Annotated in this window: 15 protein-coding genes and 1 pseudogene; 12 read left to right on the top strand and 4 right to left on the bottom strand. The window is 69.1% G+C overall.

Annotation, left to right across the window (positions count from 1 at the left end; all coding sequences use genetic code 11):
* Position 1: 1 nt before the first annotated feature.
* The 4 genes and pseudogenes from AC1HFH_RS01380 to AC1HFH_RS01365 all read left to right on the top strand — a co-directional run.
* Positions 2 to 727 (top strand): annotated as a pseudogene (locus tag AC1HFH_RS01380) (ABC transporter permease); the annotation flags it as partial.
* 390 nt (positions 728 to 1,117) lie between these two features.
* Entirely contained in the window at positions 1,118 to 2,263 is a 1,146-nt protein-coding gene (locus tag AC1HFH_RS01375; RefSeq protein ID WP_480248004.1) for a sulfate/molybdate ABC transporter ATP-binding protein, read from the top strand.
* The gene (locus AC1HFH_RS01370; protein WP_480245610.1) at positions 2,260 to 2,490 is read left to right on the top strand and encodes a ribbon-helix-helix domain-containing protein; all 231 of its coding nucleotides are present in this window, start codon (positions 2,260 to 2,262) and stop codon (positions 2,488 to 2,490) included. The genes AC1HFH_RS01375 and AC1HFH_RS01370 overlap by 4 nt, the downstream gene beginning before the upstream one ends.
* On the top strand, positions 2,487 to 2,933 hold the full coding sequence (locus tag AC1HFH_RS01365) for a PIN domain-containing protein (RefSeq protein ID WP_480245609.1): 447 nt from the start codon (positions 2,487 to 2,489) through the stop codon (positions 2,931 to 2,933). Before AC1HFH_RS01370 ends, AC1HFH_RS01365 begins: the two co-directional genes overlap by 4 nt.
* On the opposite strand, the gene AC1HFH_RS01360 is transcribed toward AC1HFH_RS01365, so the two are convergent.
* Both AC1HFH_RS01360 and AC1HFH_RS01355 read right to left on the bottom strand, forming a co-directional pair.
* Positions 2,918 to 6,526: a hydantoinase B/oxoprolinase family protein gene (locus tag AC1HFH_RS01360; protein ID WP_480245608.1), complete on the bottom strand. Its 3,609-nt coding sequence runs from the start codon at positions 6,524 to 6,526 to the stop codon at positions 2,918 to 2,920. The genes AC1HFH_RS01365 and AC1HFH_RS01360 overlap by 16 nt on opposite strands.
* Positions 6,527 to 6,563: 37 nt before the next feature.
* The gene (locus AC1HFH_RS01355; protein WP_480248003.1) at positions 6,564 to 8,081 is read right to left on the bottom strand and encodes a DUF4185 domain-containing protein; all 1,518 of its coding nucleotides are present in this window, start codon (positions 8,079 to 8,081) and stop codon (positions 6,564 to 6,566) included.
* A 211-nt stretch (positions 8,082 to 8,292) separates the two neighbouring features.
* Here AC1HFH_RS01355 and AC1HFH_RS01350 point away from each other — a divergent pair, with 211 nt between their 5' ends.
* Positions 8,293 to 8,577, top strand: coding sequence for a hypothetical protein (locus AC1HFH_RS01350; protein ID WP_480245607.1), 285 nt, complete (start codon positions 8,293 to 8,295; stop codon positions 8,575 to 8,577).
* Between the two features lie 10 nt (positions 8,578 to 8,587).
* Here the strand turns inward: AC1HFH_RS01350 and AC1HFH_RS01345 are convergent, their stop codons facing one another.
* Positions 8,588 to 9,850, bottom strand: coding sequence for an MFS transporter (locus AC1HFH_RS01345; protein ID WP_480248002.1), 1,263 nt, complete (start codon positions 9,848 to 9,850; stop codon positions 8,588 to 8,590).
* Between the two features lie 321 nt (positions 9,851 to 10,171).
* Between AC1HFH_RS01345 and AC1HFH_RS01340 the strand changes: the two genes are divergently transcribed.
* Genes AC1HFH_RS01340 through AC1HFH_RS01330 form a run of 3 tightly spaced genes read left to right on the top strand, consistent with a single transcriptional unit; the run spans position 10,172 to position 12,331 of the window.
* Positions 10,172 to 10,942, top strand: coding sequence for a pirin family protein (locus AC1HFH_RS01340; RefSeq protein WP_480245606.1), 771 nt, complete (start codon positions 10,172 to 10,174; stop codon positions 10,940 to 10,942).
* 51 nt (positions 10,943 to 10,993) lie between these two features.
* A complete protein-coding gene (locus AC1HFH_RS01335; protein WP_480245605.1) occupies positions 10,994 to 11,458 on the top strand; it encodes a DUF4190 domain-containing protein in 465 nt (154 codons plus the stop codon).
* Positions 11,459 to 11,512: 54 nt separating this feature from the next.
* Complete coding sequence (locus AC1HFH_RS01330; protein WP_480245604.1) at positions 11,513 to 12,331, top strand: DUF4190 domain-containing protein; 819 nt, start codon at positions 11,513 to 11,515, stop codon at positions 12,329 to 12,331.
* Here AC1HFH_RS01330 and AC1HFH_RS01325 read toward each other — a convergent pair.
* Positions 12,309 to 12,833, bottom strand: a complete 525-nt coding sequence (locus AC1HFH_RS01325; protein ID WP_480245603.1) for a hypothetical protein — start codon at positions 12,831 to 12,833, stop codon at positions 12,309 to 12,311. The two genes, AC1HFH_RS01330 and AC1HFH_RS01325, sit on opposite strands and share 23 nt — an antisense overlap.
* Positions 12,834 to 13,112: 279 nt before the next feature.
* On the opposite strand from AC1HFH_RS01325, the gene AC1HFH_RS01320 reads away from it, so the two are divergent.
* The 4 genes from AC1HFH_RS01320 (at position 13,113) to AC1HFH_RS01305 (ending at position 17,734) form a co-directional block, all read left to right on the top strand.
* Positions 13,113 to 13,964 carry a helix-turn-helix domain-containing protein gene (locus tag AC1HFH_RS01320; RefSeq protein ID WP_480245602.1) on the top strand — a complete coding sequence of 284 codons (852 nt, stop codon included), beginning with the start codon at positions 13,113 to 13,115 and terminating at the stop codon, positions 13,962 to 13,964.
* Positions 13,965 to 13,974: 10 nt separating this feature from the next.
* Positions 13,975 to 14,352, top strand: coding sequence for a DUF397 domain-containing protein (locus AC1HFH_RS01315; protein WP_480245601.1), 378 nt, complete (start codon positions 13,975 to 13,977; stop codon positions 14,350 to 14,352).
* 125 nt (positions 14,353 to 14,477) lie between these two features.
* Entirely contained in the window at positions 14,478 to 15,608 is a 1,131-nt protein-coding gene (locus AC1HFH_RS01310) for an alkaline phosphatase family protein (RefSeq protein WP_480245600.1), read from the top strand.
* Between the two features lie 104 nt (positions 15,609 to 15,712).
* Positions 15,713 to 17,734, top strand: a complete 2,022-nt coding sequence (locus tag AC1HFH_RS01305) for a M13 family metallopeptidase (protein ID WP_480248001.1) — start codon at positions 15,713 to 15,715, stop codon at positions 17,732 to 17,734.
* The last annotated feature ends 16 nt before the right edge of the window (positions 17,735 to 17,750 follow it).

Genomic DNA, 17,750 nt, shown 5'->3' with positions numbered 1-17,750 from the left:
GATGCTGCTGCTCCCGGCGGCAGTGGGTTTCGCGCTGATCGCGGTGCCGTTGGCGGCCCTGGCCATCGGCGTGCCGTGGCAGCGATTCCCCGAACTGGTGTCGACCCCGGCCGCGATGGACGCGTTGTGGCTGAGTCTGCGCACGGCGATGGCGAGTACGGTGCTGTGCCTGGTTTTCGGGGTGCCGATGGCGGCGGTGCTGGCCCGGGCCCGGTGGCGCCTTCTGCCGGTACTGCGCACCCTGGTGTTGCTGCCGCTGGTGCTGCCCCCGGTGGTCGGAGGTATCGCGCTACTGGCGGCCTTCGGCCGGCGCGGTCTGCTCGGCGAGCAGTTGACGGCGCTGGGGGTGCAGATCGCCTTCAGCACCACCGCCGTCGTGCTCGCCCAGACCTTCGTCGCCCTGCCGTTCCTGGTATTGACGCTGGAAAGCGGGTTGCGCACCGCCGGAACCGGTTACGAATCGATCGCGGCGACGCTCGGCGCCCGTCCCGGCCGGGTGTGGTGGCGCGTGACTCTCCCGCTGCTGCGGCCCGCGCTCATCTCGGCGACGGTGCTGTGTTTCGCCCGTGCCCTGGGTGAGTTCGGGGCCACCCTAACCTTCGCCGGCAGCCTGCAGGGCCGTACCCGCACCCTCCCGCTGGAGATCTACCTGCAGCGGGAGGCCGACCCCGACGCCGCCGTCGCCCTGTCGATGCTGCTCATCGCCGTCGCGGTGGTGATCGTGCTGGTGGCCTACCGCGGTACCGACCCGGTGATCCGGCGAAGTGGCTCTCGGCTCCCGTCCGGAGATGCTGCCCACCTGCTGCCGCCCGATCCCGGCGCCGAATCGGCTGCCACCCGATCTGCACCGGATGACAACCGGCCGGTTGCCTCGGGACCCCTGGGTGCGCTGCCGGGCGGGTGGGTGCCGACTACGCGGCGAGACGTATCCGACAGCATCGGAGGTCGTGCCGGTCGGGCCGGGGCGGGCGGACGGAGTCCGGGTCCGACCGCGGCCGGTTCGGCAGCATCGGTGGGGTCCGGTGTCGGTGCGGCGCGGTCCACCGTCGTCGCGACCGGCCGAGGTCGGGCCGTCGGAGGCAGCGAACGGACCCGTGGCCCATATTCCGCCGATGGCCTGCGGGCCGAGTTGACGGTGAACGACCGTGACCTGCGGTTGCGGATCGATGTCGGGGCGGGTGAGGTGCTGGCGGTGCTCGGGCCGAACGGGGCCGGGAAGTCGAGCCTGGTGCAGGTGTTGGCCGGGCTGCTGGAACCGGACTCGGGGCGGGTGGAACTGGGCGGCCGGGTGCTCATCGACACCTCACGGGGTATTTCGCTGCCGCCCGACCAGCGGCGGATCGGGCTGCTCGCCCAGCAGCCGCTGCTGTTTCCGCACCGGACCGCACTGGCGAACGTGGCTTTCGGGCCGGGTAGTACCGGCAGCCCGGCGCGGCAGGCTCGGAAGCGGGCCGCCGACTGGCTGGCCGCGGTCGATGCCGCCGACCTGGCCGATCGGCTCCCTGCCCGGCTGTCCGGTGGGCAGGCCCAGCGGGTGGCCCTGGCTCGGGCACTGGCCGGGCGCCCCGAACTGCTGCTGCTGGACGAGCCGATGGCGGCGCTGGACGTCACGGCCGCACCGGCCATGCGCACCCTGCTCCGGCATACCCTTCGGAGCCGGTTCGGTCCGGTCTGCACGGTCCTGGTCACCCACGACATGATCGACGCGCTGACCCTCGCCGACCGGGTGGTCGTGGTGGAGAACGGCCGCATCGCCGAATCGGGGCCGGTCGCCGAGGTGCTCAGCCGCCCGCGCAGCCGCTTCGCCGCCGATATCGCCGGTCTGAACCTGCTGTTCGGCACCACGGTTGCGGACCCGGCCGACGAGCTTCCGGACGGCACCGGGAATGCGTTCGCCGCCATCGACGCAGCGGGTGCGGTCGTCGCCGGTCGGGCGACCGGCGGCCTCGAGCCCGGGGCGCCGGCGGCCGCGGTCTACCCACCGGCAGCGGTGTCGATCTTCCGGGAACGCCCGGACGGCAGCCCGCGCAATGTGTTCCGTGGACACATCGTCGAGATCACCGATCGTGGCGGAGTCATCCGAGTTCGCGCAACCGACCCGCAGTCCGGGATCCCGGGCCCGACCGCCGAAATCAGCCCGGCGGCCGCAGCCCGCCTCGCACTCACCATCGGCGACCCGGTCTGGTTCACCGTCAAGGCGACCGAGGTGCAGATCTACGCGATCCAGCACCGATCTACCCTACATGATACCCTACGTGCATGAAGGTGAAGACGAGCGTATATCTCGATCGAGAGCAGACGTCGCGCCTGAAGCAGGCCGCGGAGTCGGCCGGTCGGTCGGAAGCCGATCTCATTCGTGAAGGTATCGACTTGGTGCTGCTGCGTGCGCCGCGTGAGCCACGGAACAGGCCTTGGCCTTCATTCGATTCCGGTGATCCGGAATTCGCCGCTGATGCCGACGCGCATCTCGGCGACGCCTACGGACGGTGAGCTTCTTCATTGCGGATACGTCGGCGCTCATCGCTGCGTACGACCGCGCGGCGCCGGCGGGGGCCACGGTCCGCGGCCTACTCGGAACATCGGTGGCGGTGGTCTCTCCGTTGGTGCTGGATGAAGTCGACCATCTGCTCATCGCCCGGTTCGGTAAGGATCGGCGAATCGCGGATCTCGTGCTGAAGGACTTGTTGACCTCCGCCGAAGAGGGCGCGGTTCTCGTTCCACCGCTCGACCACCACGACCTACGCGTTGCGCAACGCCTCATCGGGCAGTTCGGCGGACTACGGCTCGATCTCACCGATGCGGTCAATGTCGTTCTCGCCGAGCGATATCTGACGGATGCGATCCTGACCCTGGACGAACGGGACTTCCGGGCGATCACGCCGCTCACCCCCGCCTTCGAATCCTTCCGGCTGTTGATTCAGGACGGTCCGTAGCCGCCGCCGCCCGGGGTCTCGACTACGAGTACGTCACCGGGTTCGAGCCGGGCGGTATCGGCGCCGGCCAGGGATTCCACGGATCCGTCGGCCCGTTCGATCCGGTTGCGGCCCAGGGCGCCCGGGTCCCCGCCGGCCATCCCGTAGGGCGGGATGCGGCGATGGCCGGACAGGGTGGAGACGGTGACCGGTTCGGTGAACCGGATGCGCCGGATCGCGCCGTCACCGCCGCGCCAGCGGCCGCTGCCGCCGCTTCCGGTGCGGATGGCGAACTCCTCCAGCCGGACGGGCAACCGCCATTCCAGCACTTCGGGGTCGGTGAGCCGGGAGTTGGTCATATGGGTCTGCACCACGGGCGCGCCGTCGAAACCGTCGCCGGCGCCCGAGCCGGAGCCGATCGTCTCGTAGTACTGGCAGCGGTCGTTGCCGAAGGTGACGTTGTTCATCGTGCCCGAACCTTCGGCCTGCACACCGAGTGCCGCGTACAGGGCTCCGGTGATCGCCTGGGAGGTCTCGACATTGCCCGCCACCACCGCGGCAGGTGGCTCCGGTGCCAGCATCGAGGCGGCCGGGACGGTGATTCGCAGCGGTCGCAGACAGCCGTCGTTGAGCGGGATGTCGTCGGAGACCAGGGTGCGGAAGACATACAACACCGCGGCATTCGCGACGGCGTAGGGCGCATTGAAATTCACCGGCAGTTGCGCCGAGGTGCCGGTGAAATCGATATGGGCGCTGCGATTCTCCCGATCCACGGTGATCCGTACCGCGATCTTCGCGCCCAGATCGGTTTCGTAGTGGTATTCACCGTCCGCCAGGGCGTCGACGACGCGGCGCACCGCCTCTTCGGCGTTGTCCTGGACGTGTCGCATATAGGCTTCGACCACATCCAGGCCGAAGTGCTCGATCATCTTGCGAACTTCTTCGACGCCCTTGGCATTCGCGGCGACCTGGGCACGCAGATCGGCCAGGTTGGTGGCCGGGTTCCGGGACGGATAGCGGGCCTCGGTGAGCAGCCGGAACGTCTGTTCCTCCCGGAATCGGCCGTCCTCGACGAGCAGCCAGTCGTCGAAGACGACACCCTCCTCCTCGATGGTCCGGCTGTTGGCCGGCATGGATCCCGGTGCGATACCGCCGATCTCGGCATGATGGCCGCGGGAGGCCACATAGAACAGGATCTCCGTGCCGCCTGCGTCGAAGACCGGCGTGATCACCGTGACGTCGGGCAGGTGGGTGCCGCCGTGGTACGGATCGTTCACGGCGTAGCTGTCGCCGGGGCGCATCGACCCGGTGCGGCGGCGCCGGATGACCTCCTTGACACTGGTGCCCATCGACCCGAGATGCACCGGGATATGCGGTGCGTTCGCGACCAGATTGCCCTCCGGATCGAACAGGGCACACGAGAAGTCCAGCCGCTCTTTGATGTTCACCGATTGCGAGGTCGATTCCAGCCGGGCGCCCATCTGCTCGGCGATCGACATGAACAGGTTGTTGAACACTTCCAGCAGCACCGGATCGGCGGCCGTATCCGCCGCCGGGGTGTGTACCGCGACCACGCGTTCCAGGATCAGATGCCCGAGGTCGTGCACCGTGCCCCGCCAGCCGTCGTCGACGACGGTGGTCGAGTTGTCGTCGATGATCACGGCCGGTCCGGTGACCGTGGCGCCGGGAGCCAGATCGGCGTGCCGGTGCAGCGGAACCTCGGTCCAGGCATCGCCGGCGTACATCGGCACCCGGACGGTGGCGCTGGGCCGGTCGGCGCCGCCGGGCGCCGCGGCGATTGCCGGTGGGTCGGTGACACCGACCGCCTCCATGGCGATCGCCTCGACCACGATCGGCCGGTCCAAGATGAACGAGTAGGTCGCCCGGTGCAGTTCGGCGAATGCCGCTGCCATGGCGTCCGGTTCGGTGAGCGGTACGGTCAGCGCGGTATCGGTGCCGTCGTAGCGCAGCTGGGCACGCGGGACCACCCGGATCCGCTCGGCCGGGACGTCCTCGCCGAGTAGTTCGGCACGGGTGATATCGGCCAGCTCGTCCGCGACCGCGGTGATGCGCGGCATCGAATCGGCATGCAACGGCAGCTCCACCGACTGTTCCCGCATGGCGGTGACATCGGCGAGCCCGATCCCGAGAGCGGACAGCACTCCGGCCATCGGCGGGACCAACACCGTGTGGATGCCGAGGGAGTCGGCGACCCGGCAGGCCAGCTGGCCACCGGCACCGCCGAAGGTGGTCAGCGCATACCGGGTGACATCGTGGCCCTGCTGTACCGAGATCCGCTTGATCGCGCCCGCGATATTGGTGACGGCGATCTGCAGGTATCCCGCGGCGACCTGCTCGGGGCTGCGTTCGTCGCCGGTCGCCGACCGGATTTCGCCGGCCAGTGCGGCGAACCGGTGCCGGACCAGGTCGTGGTCGAGCGGCTGATCCCCGGACGGGCCGAAGACGCGGGGGAAATGGCCGGGCTGGATGCGCCCGAGCATCAGGTTGGCATCGGTGACGGTCAGCGGGCCGCCCCGGCGATAGCAGGCCGGACCGGGGACCGCACCCGCCGAATCGGGGCCGACCCGGTACCGGCTGCCGTCGAAGTGCAGGATCGAACCGCCACCGGCCGCGACGGTGTGGATGTCGAGCATCGGTGCGCGCAGCCGCACCCCGGCGATCTGCGTGGTGAACACCCGCTCGTACTCGCCCGCGAAATGCGAGACGTCGGTGGAGGTGCCGCCCATATCGAAGCCGATTATCCGATCGAATCCGGCGGCCGCCGACATCCGCGCCATCCCGACGATGCCCCCGGCCGGACCGGAGAGGATGGCATCCTTACCGCGGAAGCGGCCGGCGTCGGTCAGCCCGCCGTTGGACTGCATGAACATCAACGGCACGCCGGACAGTTCCCCGGCCACCCGGTCGACGTATCGGCGCAGCACCGGAGACAGATACGCGTCCACGACCGTGGTGTCACCGCGCGGCACCAGTTTCATCAGCGGGCTGACCTCGCTGGACAGCGAGATCTGCGGAAAACCGATCTCGGCGGCCAGCCGGCCGATCGAATGTTCGTGCGCGGGAAAGCGATAACTGTGCAGGCAGACCACCGCGACGGCCCGGATACCGCGGTCGTAGGCCCGTTGCAGCTCGGGTGCCAGCGCGGCCAGATCCGGTTCGGCCAGCACGGTACCGTCCGCAGCGACCCGCTCGGCCACCTCCACCACCTGCTGGTACAGCAGTTCCGGCAGCACGATTTCGCGGGCGAAGATCTCCGGCCGGTTCTGGTAGGCGATGCGCAGCGCATCGGCGAAACCACGGGTGATCACCAGCAGGGTCGGCTCACCTTTGCGTTCCAGCAGGGCGTTCGTGGCCACCGTGGTGCCCATCCGTACCGCATCGATGCGCGCGGTCCGTTCGTCGGGTCCGGCGGCGGCCAGGAGTTCCCGGATGCCGGCCACCGCGGAGTCGGCGTAACGTTCCGGATTCTCGGAGAGCAGCTTGTGCGTGACGATGCTGCCGTCCGGCCGGCGGGCCACCACATCGGTGAAGGTGCCGCCCCGGTCGATCCAGAACTGCCAGCCGGATCGGGGCTGCGGATGCGGGTCGGCCATGCGGGTGAGAATACCGGTGCCCGGCCCCTGCGCGGTTTCACCGGCCCAGCCGGGCGCGCATCAGGTAGACGTTGTAGCTCTCCCATGCCGACAGCGTGAAGTACAGGTCGGAGCCGGTGGACCAGGGATGGATGAAGCCACCGTAGGCGGCGGGATAGTCGGCGGTGGAGACCAGCGGCACCGTATCGGTCCAGATTCCCTGCGGTTCGGTGGCGGTCCGCAGCACGATGGCGCCCTGCGCCGAATCCAGGTACACCATCTGCCACTGGCCGGTGTCCGCGTCGAAGCGCACCGAGAGTTCGCTGGCGATACCCGGCACCAGCGGTGTGGCCAGGTTCTCGGCGGCGGGTGCCCAGGTGCCGCCCACCCAGTACTGGTAGGCGGATTTGTTCCGGACCTCTGCCTTCGGTACCCGGGCCAGGCCGATCACGCCGATGCGCCCGTTCGGGGTGCCGAACATGTACACGTAGTCGCCGTGCGGCACCATCGCTGCCACCTGGAAGCGGCCCAGGCCGAAGAGGTTGTCCCAGCGGGCGTGCTGATCCTTGGTCCAGGTCTGCCCGCCGTCGTCGGACCAGGCCAGCCCGCCGTAGTTGGTGGTCCACAGGCCGGGGATCCGGCTCCACCGGTTCACCGACATATAGCTGAGGTACTGCCGGTCACCGATCGCGAACCCGGAGGTGGGGATGGTGGTGGTCTCCCAGTTCTTGATCTTTCGGCTGCCCAGCAGTTCGGCCGCATGGCACGGGCTGTCCTGCACCATGGTGTCGATGGTCAAGCCGTCGGCCAGGTCCCGGTCGGAACTGAACGCCAGTACGTTCGACCGCCAGTCGGCGTCCTCGGGACCGGCGCCACCGGGCTGCCAGCCCTTGCCGAAGGTGTCCCCGAAGACCACGGCGACCTTGCCGGGCTCGGTCTCCCACATCACCCCGAGATCGGTACCGTCCACCTGCCAGCGCATATCGGTGCGGTTGGCCGAACCGGGGCCGGTGAGTTGTTCGACCAGTTCCACCGAGACCACCTCCCGGAGCGCGGGGGCAGCTCCGGCCGGTCCGGGTTCGGCCGGATGGACGACCTCCGGCGGCGCCGGCTGGGGCGGTTCCCCGGGGCCACCGGGCACCGGGATCGGGATGGGCTCGATCTCCGGGCGGATCTCGATGTGCGGCAGGGCCACCGAGCCCGAGCCCCCGGCGGTGTCGGATACCGGATCGGGTTCGGCGTCGCGGACCTCCGGGCACGGATTGCGGCACGGGTCTTGTGGCAGCGGCGCCGGATCGATTCTGGTGTTGTCGTGCGGCGGAGCCGGCACCGGGACCGGGGTGGGTTTCGGGATCGGGATCGGAATGTCGATCCGGGGCGGCAGAATCGGCGCTGGCCCAGCGTCCGGGTCCGGTTCGCGGCTGCGCGGGTCGAAACCGGTCTCACCGCAGGCGTTCACCGGCGGTGGCGCCCACGGCAGCGGTGCCGTCCGCGCCTCCGCGGTGGGCACCAGCAGGCTGCCGGCCAGTGCGGCGGTGAGCAGCAACGTCCGCTGCTGCGGGATGCCGACGGTCACCGCGACCACCCCGGGGTACGGCGCAACTGTGGTCGACAAGCGACTCGGTCGATCGAACGCTGCATGGGCTCACAAGGTACGCCCAGCGGAGGCGATGGTTCGTGCGATTACGGGTGTTTCGGCGCAGATTCGCCCGGATCGGGCGAGATCGGTGCTCCGGGCGTGCTGCCGCAGCGGAACCGTTGGGCGCCGGGGTGCGTCGACTATCGATATGAACGAGATCGAGTATTGCTTCGGTACCGGCACCGGCGCTCCGCATCAGTGGTCGAGTTCGGCCGACCTCGATCTGGGCGGCCTCGACGGCCCGGACGCGGTCGCCCTGGATTTCGACGGCGACGGCTGGATCGACGATGCGCTGTGGGATGCCGACGGTGACGGTGTGGCCGATATCGCCGCGCTCGACCTGGACGACGACGGCGTCCTGGATGCCTTCTTCACCGATCCGGACGGCCGCGGCACCTGGGCGCACCAGGTGGGCCGCCCGGCCGGTGGATAGCCGGTCCGGATCACCGCGCCGACCGCCGCCGGCTGTTCGCCGCCACCGCGGCGATGGCCAGTAGGTACACGCCGCCGCCGGCGAGCACCGCGAGCAGCGAACGGCCGTCGGCCGGAATCGCGAAGGCAGTGGCCGCGATCGCCGCGACGAAGGCGATATTGAAGACCGTGTCCTGCAGGGCGAATACCTGGCCCCGGCGGGCGTCGTCGATGTCGATCTGCATGCTGGCATCACCGGTGAGTTTGATCGTCTGCCCGGCCAGTCCGAGCAGGAAGGCACCGGCGAGCAGCAGCCGATGCGCATGGTTACCGGGCCCGGTGGCCGCGCTCACCGCGATCGGGGTGACCAGTGTCAGCTGCACCACGACCGCCAGGACCAGCCCGGCCAGCACGGTTCGCGGCCGGCCCAGCCGCGGCACGATCAGCGGGGTCAACACCGCGGCGAGCAGCATGCCGGCCGCCACTGCGGTGATCGCCACGCCGAACCCGACCAGTCCGCCGCTGAATCCGGTGCCGGCCTCGGGCTGCCGCAGCACCAGCACCATGATCAGGGTGTCGATGCCGAATACGATGCGATGGGCGCCGATCCCGATCATCGCCGTGGTCACCTGCACCGACGACCAGACCGCCCGGGCCCCGTTGTACAGGCCGGTGGCGATGGCCCGGATCGTGCCGACCCGATCGGCGGATCCGCGGTCCGGCCCCAGCACATGCGGGCGGTAGCCCGCGGCCAGCACCGCCCCCACGATCGAAGCGATCGCGCTGAGCCCCACCGCGATCGCCGAGGCCGTGTCTCCGGCACCGAGGACCGCGATCACCGTGACCGCGGTGGCCGCACCGATCCCGGCACAGGCCGAGGCCACCGTCGCCAGCAGTGAGTTCATCGGCACCAGCCAGCGCTGGGCGAGCACTTTCGGCAGCGCCGCCGACGCGCCCGCCAGCACGAACCGGCTGATCCCGACGGTGGCGAGAGCCAGGAGCAGCAGCGGGGTCGCCTCGATTCCGGCGGCCAGCACCGCCGCCGCGCAGGCGATGAGAATCGCCCGGGCGATATTGGCGACGAGCAGGACGTTGCGGCGGTCCCAGCGGTCCAGCAGCGCCCCGGCATACGGCCCGATCAGTGAATACGGCAGCAGTAGCACCGCGAATCCCGCGGCAATCGCGAGCGGTTCGGTTTCGCGCTCCGGGTTGAACAGGATCGCGCCGGACAGTGCCGCCTGGAACATGCCGTCACCGAACTGCCCGGTCAGGCGCAGCACGGCCAGCCGGGGCATCTGCGCGTTCTCCCGCACCACGAGGCGGAGGTCGCGGAACAGATGCCGCAGCGATACCGGCCGCTCGTTCGCCGGGGTGGAACCATCGGAGCGACCAGTCGACACGTGCCGAGGCTACCGCCCGGCAGTGGTCCGGGCCGTGGTCGTACCGACGCCTCGCCGGGCCGGGTGGACACGCCCCGGACAGGTCAGGGTGTGGTTGCCTGGCGTTCATGCGCCGGATGCTCGCGTAAAATCCGGAATGCAGCACCGTCCGGTAAGCAGGAGGACAGGCGGGCGGTGCCGAGGATCGAGCGGTCGAGGGCCCGAGAGGAGGACGCGGTGTCCACAGCGACGACACCTCATATCGACGTCCACCGCGGCGGCGATCGAATGAAGACCCGGATCTCGTGGCTGGATTCCAAGCATTCCTTCTCGTTCGGCGAACACTACGATCCGGACAACACCCATCACGGGTTGCTGCTGGTGAACAACGAGGACATCGTGCTGCCCGGCCAGGGCTTCGACACCCATCCGCACCAGGACATGGAGATCGTCACCTGGGTGCTGGAAGGCAGTCTGGTGCACCAGGATTCGCTCGGCCACAGTGGCGTCGTCTACCCGGGACTGGCGCAGCGGATGAGCGCCGGTACCGGCATCCTGCACTCCGAACGCAACGACTCGTGGCGGCCTGCCGACCGGGTGGCCGAACCGGACGAACCGGTGCACTTCGTGCAGATGTGGGTCGTGCCCGACGAACCGGACCTCACCCCCGGCTACCAGCAGCTCGAGATCGACGACGAGCTGGCCCGCGGTGGCCTCGTGACCGTCGCTTCCGGGCTTCCCCGGTATCGGGACCGCAGCGCCATCTCGATCAACTCCAGCCATGCCGCTTTCCATGTGGCCCGGCTGGACGGCGAAACCGTCCAGCTGCCCGACGCGCCGTACCTGCACGTATTCGTTGCGCGCGGGGAAGTCGAGATGGAAGATGTCGGCACCCTCTACGAGGGGGATGCAGTCCGGATGACCCGGTCCGGGGGACAACGGGTACGGGCCGCCGGCCCAGCCGAAGTTCTGGTGTGGGAGATGCACGCCAGGCTCGGTGGTGCCTGATCGAACCCGGGCAACCGTAGCGGTCGCTCGACCGCTGGAGGAGGGAGTGCGATGTCGTATCCACCGAACAACCCGCCGTACGGGGAGTATCCGCCGATGTACGGGCAGATGCCGCCGCGGCAGCCGGGTAAGGGGCTGGCGATCACCGCACTCGTGCTCGGCATCCTGGCGGTGCTCAGCTTCTGGACGCTGGTCGGCGGCATCCTGTTCGGCCTGCTGGCGATCGTGTTCGGCGTGATCGCCGCGATCAAGGTGAGGTCCGGCACCGCGGGCGGGCCGGTGATGGCCGGATTCGGGATCGCGCTGGGCGTGATCGGCGCCGCTGCCGGGATCCTGTTCGGCCTGCTGGTCTGGAACGCCTTCGAGGAGGTCGGCGGCCGGGACTACTTGGACTGCGTGAACGAGGCGACCGATCAGGCCGGCGTCGACCAGTGCGCGTCGGAGTTCAACCGGACGCTGGAGTCGCAGTTCAGTGTCACGTCGCAGTTGAGTGTCACACCGACACCCACGCCCTGACGGTCCCGCCCGTCACCGACCGGTCGTCGCGCCGTGGACCGAAAGGGGTCGCAGATGCCGGATCGTTCCGAACCTCCCGCCCGGGGAGTGCCCGAGCCCGAACAGTCCGAGCCGCAGGCCTCCCGTGCCGAATCCGGCTCGGCGGAGATCGAGCCACCGCCGACCAGGCGCCGACCACCGCCGGCTGCGATGCGACCTGCCGAGCCGGCGCGAGACGACTCGGCCCTGGACGAGGAGGTGGAGCCCGAATCGGTGCCGGACGATCTCGATGGCGGTGGTGCAGCCCCCGAGTCCGGGTCTGCGGCCACGACCGATGAGTCCGCGGCCACCACCGCTGACGAGTCGAGGTCGGGGGCCCAGCTGCCGGGTGCCGCCGCTTCACCGCGGTCCTCCGGTGCCGGGGCCTCCGAAGCCGGCGATTCGCTGCCGCCGCCCCCGCCGATCCGGTATCCCGGACCGGCCACGGACGATGCGGCCTCCCCGGTGCCGGTGGAGTATCGGTCGGCGGCCACCAAGCGGATGGCGATCATCGCCCTGGTCCTCGGCATAGTGGCGGTGCCGGCGGGGCTGACCGTCGTCGGTGGCGTCCTGTTCGGACTGGCCGCGATCCTGGTGGGGATCGGTGCGGTCTACAAGGTCCGGGCCGGGACGGCAGACGGCGCCGTGTTCGCATGGCTGGGCATCGGGCTGGGGGTGCTCGGAATCGTGGTCTCGCTGTACATGTGGAATCTGTTCACCGAGGTCGGCGGCGGTGACTATCTGAGCTGCCTGCTCGATGCCGGCGGCGATCAGGACGCGCTCGACCGGTGCAACGACGAATTCGCCGACACCCTGGAATCCGAGCTGACCCCTACTCCGGAGCCGGGTCCCTGACCGGTGCGCTCATCCGGGCGCCGGCCCGGGTGGCCGCGACGACCTCGGCGAAGTCCGGCCGGTAGTCGCTTTCCGGATGGTGTATCCAGCTGCGGTAGCCGCTGCGTTCGTCCGCCGGTGAGGGCAGCACGATCTGGCTGCCCGGCAGGGCGACCGCAGCACATACCCGGAAGAGTTCGGCGAACAGCTCCGTATCCAGATAGGAGTTGTCGGTCGGGCCGGTCAGGAAGGTCCAGCGGGCCGAGCGGGGGTGCGCGATGATCGGCCCGCATCCGGGCCGGTCGGCGGTGATCCGGGACCGGACCCGTTCGCCCAGCCGGGCCGGCATCACCACCGCCCCCACGGCGCCGATCTCGAGCATGATCCGGCCGAGTGCGGGGTCGACGACGCCGTACAGGCCGTGGTTCTTGCGATACGAGCGGCAGCGGGCTACCGCGTCCTGGGTGGCCGTGAACTCTTCGGCCGCGGTATACCCGCCGGCCTCCGTTCGCGACGTGCTCATCACGACCTCGTCTCTTTCCGGCGTAGCGATTGCTTGCAGGTCGCTCGAAAGGGTGAACAAGACTGGATGTAGCTGTGTATTCGCTGCAGATCCTGGGAAAGCTTGGTACTCGAACCGGTAGAGCAGGAAACTTTTCGATAACGGCGGATTGTTCAGAAAGATATCTGGCCAACACCACCGATTTTCTCAGGGTAACGGCGTGTAACGCTGATGACAATAGTCAGTTGCTGGCGTGTTCGCAGCCGAATCGGCGAGATCGTGGGCGTACGCTGTGCGGGCATGGCACCCGTCTCACCGACCGCCGCGCAGTGGGAGCTGGTGCTGCGCCTGCGGGAGCTCCGGGAGCAGCGCGGATTCGATTCGGCCGGATTCGCCCGCCGGGTCGGGTTCACCCCGGCGAACTGGTCGCATGTCGAGAAGGGTCGGCGGGTCCTGACCCGGACCACTATCGAGCCTGTTCTCGATCTGCTCGAGGTGGAACCGGAGGAACGCGCCGAACTCGTCGCCCTGCTGGAGGCGAGTAAACAACGGGGGTGGTGGGCCGGTTCCTCCGCACTGATCGGTGCCGATCTGCAGCGGCTGTACGGGATGGAATACGGTGCGCAGAGTATCCGCAGCTACGACAGCCTGATCGTGCCGGGGTTGCTGCAGACCGAGGCCTATGCGCGGGCGGTGATCAGCTCCGACGTGATGATCCGGCCGGTCCAGGTGGAACAACTCGTCGAGCTGCGGATGCGCCGCCAGCTCCGGCTGCGTGGCCCCGACCCGGTGGAACTCACCGCCGTGATCGGGGAGGCGGTGCTGCACCAGCAGACCGGTGGGCCGCAGGTGCTGGCCGGGCAGCTGCGTCACCTCGCCGAACTGCTCACCGAACTGGACACAGTGGATGTGCGCGTCATCCCGTTCACGGCGCCGGGAGGTGCGGTGCTGGGGGGTTCCAGCTTCCATCTGATCGACTTCGCAAGCGCCCAGCTACCTACCTACTCCTGGGCGGAGAGTGCCGTGTTCGGCGGCACCGTCGACGATCCGGAACAGGTCCGCGATCTGGGCTTCGCCTACGTCCGCGCGCTGGAGCAGTCGCTGTCACGTACCGAATCTCTGGCTCTGATCAGGGGATATGCCAACGTGTAAGATTCAGCACATGGCCACCACCGCTAGCCGCACGCCGGTGAAATCCGGCTGGTTCAAATCGACTCGCTCCAACAACGGTAACCAGTGCGTCGAGGTTCGGTTCGACGGCGACGCGGTGCTCGTTCGTGACAGCAAATTCCGCCGAGACCCGGCGAACCTACCCGTAGACGAGCCCATGATCACCGTCACCGCGGACCTCTGGACCGAATTCCTGTCCGCCCTGCGTGCGCACCGCACCCACCCGACGTTGCGCGCCGCAACCACCGCCGATGGCAGCACTACCCTGCAGCACGGCGGTATCACCCTCACCTACACCGATGCGGAGTGGGACGCCTTCCTCGCCGGCGTCCACGACCACGAATTCGACCGCGAGCCCGCCATCCTCTGATATCCATCCGCTCTCCGGCAGTCGTGGCCTGGGATGGGCCGGCCACGACTGCCGTTCTGTTCCGGGGCAACCGGATTCGGTGATCCGGGCTGTCGATTCGGCTCGGATCCGGCAACATTCACCATGTGCCGTACACACTCGCCGATGTTCTTCCGTCCGTTGCCGCGTCGTTCGGCCTGAGCGGGTCCGATCTGCTGGGTATCGAGCCCAATCGTGATGTCGTGGTGCTGGTGATCGACGGGCTCGGTTCGGAGCTGCTGGCCCGGCATCGGGAGATCGCGCCGACCCTGGCGGCGCATGTCTCGGACACGCTGATCGCCGGCTTCCCGGCGACCACCTCGGCCAGTCTGACCAGCCTGGCGATGGGTGCACCGTGCGCCACCCACGGCATCATCGGCTACAGCTTCGCAGTGCCGGATGCGCATGGGCCGCGACTGCTCAATTCGCTGCGCTGGCGCCTGGACACGGCCACCGGTGCCGATGCGCTCGACGCCCATCCGCCCGAAGAGGTGCAGCCCAGGTCCAGCCGGGTGCAGGACCTGGCCGCACACGGCATCGATGTGCACTATGTGATCCCCGGGTACCAGGGTGATTCCGGACTGACCCGGGCCGCCTTCCGGGCCGCGGGCACGCTGCATCCGGCGGCCGATCTCGATCAGCTGCGGACCGGGATCCGCTCGGTCGCAGAACATTCCGGGTCCGGGAGGCGGTTCGCCTATGCCTACTATCCCGATCTGGACTCGACCGGCCATCTGCACGGTCCCGAAACACCGGAGTGGCTCGCCGTCCTGCGCGATATCGACACCTGGGTGGCCGATCTGCTGACCGACCTGCCGGACACCTGCACACTGATCGTCACCGGTGACCATGGCATGATCCGGGCGGGCGAGATCATCGATCTGGAGGCCCGGCCCGGCCTGCATCACGGTGTCCGGCTGATCGGCGGCGAGGCCCGGGTCCGTCACGTCTACCTGGAATCCCCCGCCGCGCTGGCCGATGTCCGCGCCGCCTGGACCGAGGAACTGACCACCCACGCACAGGTGGCGACCCGGGAACAGGTGCTCGACGAACACTGGTTCGGCCCGACCCCACCCGACCCGGTGATCGCGGCCCGGATCGGCGACCTGGTCGCCGTCGCCCAGGACCGCACGGTGCTGGTCCGGCCGGTCGGTGAACCGCTCGAATCGGCCCTGCTCGGCCATCACGGTGCGCGCACCGCCGACGAACAGCTCGTGCCGCTGATCGTCGCCCGCTGATCCGGCTTCGTCGGCGGGGTGCCACGGCCGTTCGGCCGGGCCTCGGCGGCCGGCACGGAGCCGTCCCGGCGGATCCCGGCGGCGGCCGCGCGGTACCCGGCATACTGGGTTGCGTGACCTCCGAGCTGACCAGACCTTCCGGTATCGATCTGACCTACCTCGACTCCGGCGTGCGCGCTCAGGACGACCTGTTCGCGCATGTGAACGGCCAGTGGCTGACCGGGTACGAGATCCCGGCCGACCGCGCGGTCGACGGAGCCTTCCGCACCCTCTACGACCAGGCGGAACGCGATGTCCGCCGGATCATCGAGGAATGCGCGGCCGACGCCGGCGCCGATCCGGACGCGCGGCGCATCGGTGACCTCTTCCGTAGCTTCACCGACACCGAGACGGTGGCTGCGGCCGGCCTGACCCCGATCGCCGAGGAGCTGCGGGCCATCGCCGAGGTGGGGGATGCGAGTGATTTCGCCGCCCTGCTGGGACGGCTGCAGCGGACCGGGGTGGGCGGTGCGGTGGGTTACTACATCGACACCGACGACAAGGACTCGTCGCGCTATCTGGTGCAGGCGGTGCAGTCCGGGATCGGCCTGCCCGACGAGTCCTACTACCGCTCCGACGACTTCGCCGAGATCCGGGACGCCTATATCGCGCACATCGATCGGATGTTCGAGCTGGCGGCCGCCGATCCGGCGGTGACCGGACTGCTCCCGGAACGGGACGGTATCGGTACCCGGGTGTTCGAGCTTGAACGCGCCCTGGCAGCCGGTCACTGGGATGTGGTGGCCCGTCGCGACGCCGAGCGCGGCTACAACCCGACCACCTTCGCCGAGCTGACCGAACGCCACCCGGAGTTCGACTGGACCGCCTGGACCGAGGCACTCGCGGCCGGTGTGGACCGGTCGGGCCCCGAGCTGTTCGCCGAGTTCATCGCCCGCCAGCCCGACTACCTGGCGACCTTTGCGCGGGCCTGGGCCGACCTGCCCCGCGCCGATTGGCAGGCCTGGGCCATGTGGCAGGTGCTCAGCACCCGTGCGCCGTTGCTGACCGACGAGGTCGTCGCGCAGAACTTCGAGTTCTACGGCCGCACGCTGACCGGCGCCCAGGAGAACCGGGAACGCTGGAAGCGCGGCGTCTCGCTGGTCCAGGACCTGCTCGGCGAAGCGGTCGGAAAGCTCTATGTGGCACGGCATTTCCCGCCGGAGGCGAAGGCCCGGATGGTGCAGCTGGTGGAGAACCTGCAGGAGGCGTACCGGCGCAACATCGCCGAACTGGACTGGATGGGTCCGGACACCCGGGCCGCGGCCCTGGCCAAGCTGGAGAAGTTCACCCCGAAGATCGGCTACCCGGACCGCTGGCGGGACTACTCTGCGGTCGAGATCGACGCGGGCGATCTGGTCGGCAACTACCGGCGCGGCTACGCCGCCGATCACGACCGGGACCTGAACAAGCTCGGCGGGCCGGTGGACCGCGGCGAATGGTTCATGACGCCGCAGACGGTGAATGCCTACTACAACCCGGGGATGAACGAGATCGTCTTCCCGGCCGCGATCCTGCAGCCGCCGTTCTTCGATATGAATGCCGACGACGCCGCGAACTACGGCGGCATCGGCGCGGTGATCGGGCACGAGATCGGGCACGGTTTCGACGATCAGGGCGCCAAATACGACGGCGACGGCAATATGCAGGACTGGTGGACCGATGCCGACCGCGCCGAGTTCACGAAACGCACCCGTGCGCTGATCGACCAGTACAACGTCCTGTCCCCCGCCGACCTCGACGATGAGCACACCGTCAACGGTGAGTTCACCATCGGCGAGAACATCGGCGACCTGGGCGGACTGTCCATCGCGCTGGAGGCGTACAAGATCTCGCTGGACGGTGCCGAGCCGCCCGAGATCGACGGTCTCACCGGCCTGCAGCGGGTTTTCTACGGCTGGGCGCAGGTGTGGCGCACCAAGGCCCGGCCCGAGGAGGCGATCCGCCGGCTCGCGATCGATCCGCATTCACCGCCGGAATTCCGCTGCAATGCGGTGATCCGCAATATCGACAGCTTCCACGAGGCATTCGATGTCACCCCGGACGATGCCCTGTATCTGGCGCCGGAGGAGCGCGTCCGGATCTGGTAGCCGAACCGGAAATCGA

Source organism: Nocardia sp. KT25-26 (assembly GCF_056627695.1).
Note: the sequence above shows the minus strand (reverse complement) of the source record. Positions and strands in the feature narration are given on the sequence as shown.

What these genes read in the sequence shown, in the direction of transcription:
- AC1HFH_RS01345 (WP_480248002.1), bottom strand. Translation starts at nt 9,850, where the DNA reads ATGCCCCGGCTGGCCGTGCTGCGCCTGACCGGGCAGTTCGGTGACGGC.
- AC1HFH_RS01315 (WP_480245601.1), top strand. Translation starts at nt 13,975, where the DNA reads ATGGCCACCACCGCTAGCCGCACGCCGGTGAAATCCGGCTGGTTCAAA.
- AC1HFH_RS01320 (WP_480245602.1), top strand. Translation starts at nt 13,113, where the DNA reads ATGGCACCCGTCTCACCGACCGCCGCGCAGTGGGAGCTGGTGCTGCGC.
- AC1HFH_RS01325 (WP_480245603.1), bottom strand. Translation starts at nt 12,833, where the DNA reads ATGAGCACGTCGCGAACGGAGGCCGGCGGGTATACCGCGGCCGAAGAG.
- AC1HFH_RS01335 (WP_480245605.1), top strand. Translation starts at nt 10,994, where the DNA reads ATGTCGTATCCACCGAACAACCCGCCGTACGGGGAGTATCCGCCGATG.
- AC1HFH_RS01370 (WP_480245610.1), top strand. Translation starts at nt 2,260, where the DNA reads ATGAAGGTGAAGACGAGCGTATATCTCGATCGAGAGCAGACGTCGCGC.
- AC1HFH_RS01330 (WP_480245604.1), top strand. Translation starts at nt 11,513, where the DNA reads ATGCCGGATCGTTCCGAACCTCCCGCCCGGGGAGTGCCCGAGCCCGAA.
- AC1HFH_RS01360 (WP_480245608.1), bottom strand. Translation starts at nt 6,526, where the DNA reads ATGGCCGACCCGCATCCGCAGCCCCGATCCGGCTGGCAGTTCTGGATC.
- AC1HFH_RS01350 (WP_480245607.1), top strand. Translation starts at nt 8,293, where the DNA reads ATGAACGAGATCGAGTATTGCTTCGGTACCGGCACCGGCGCTCCGCAT.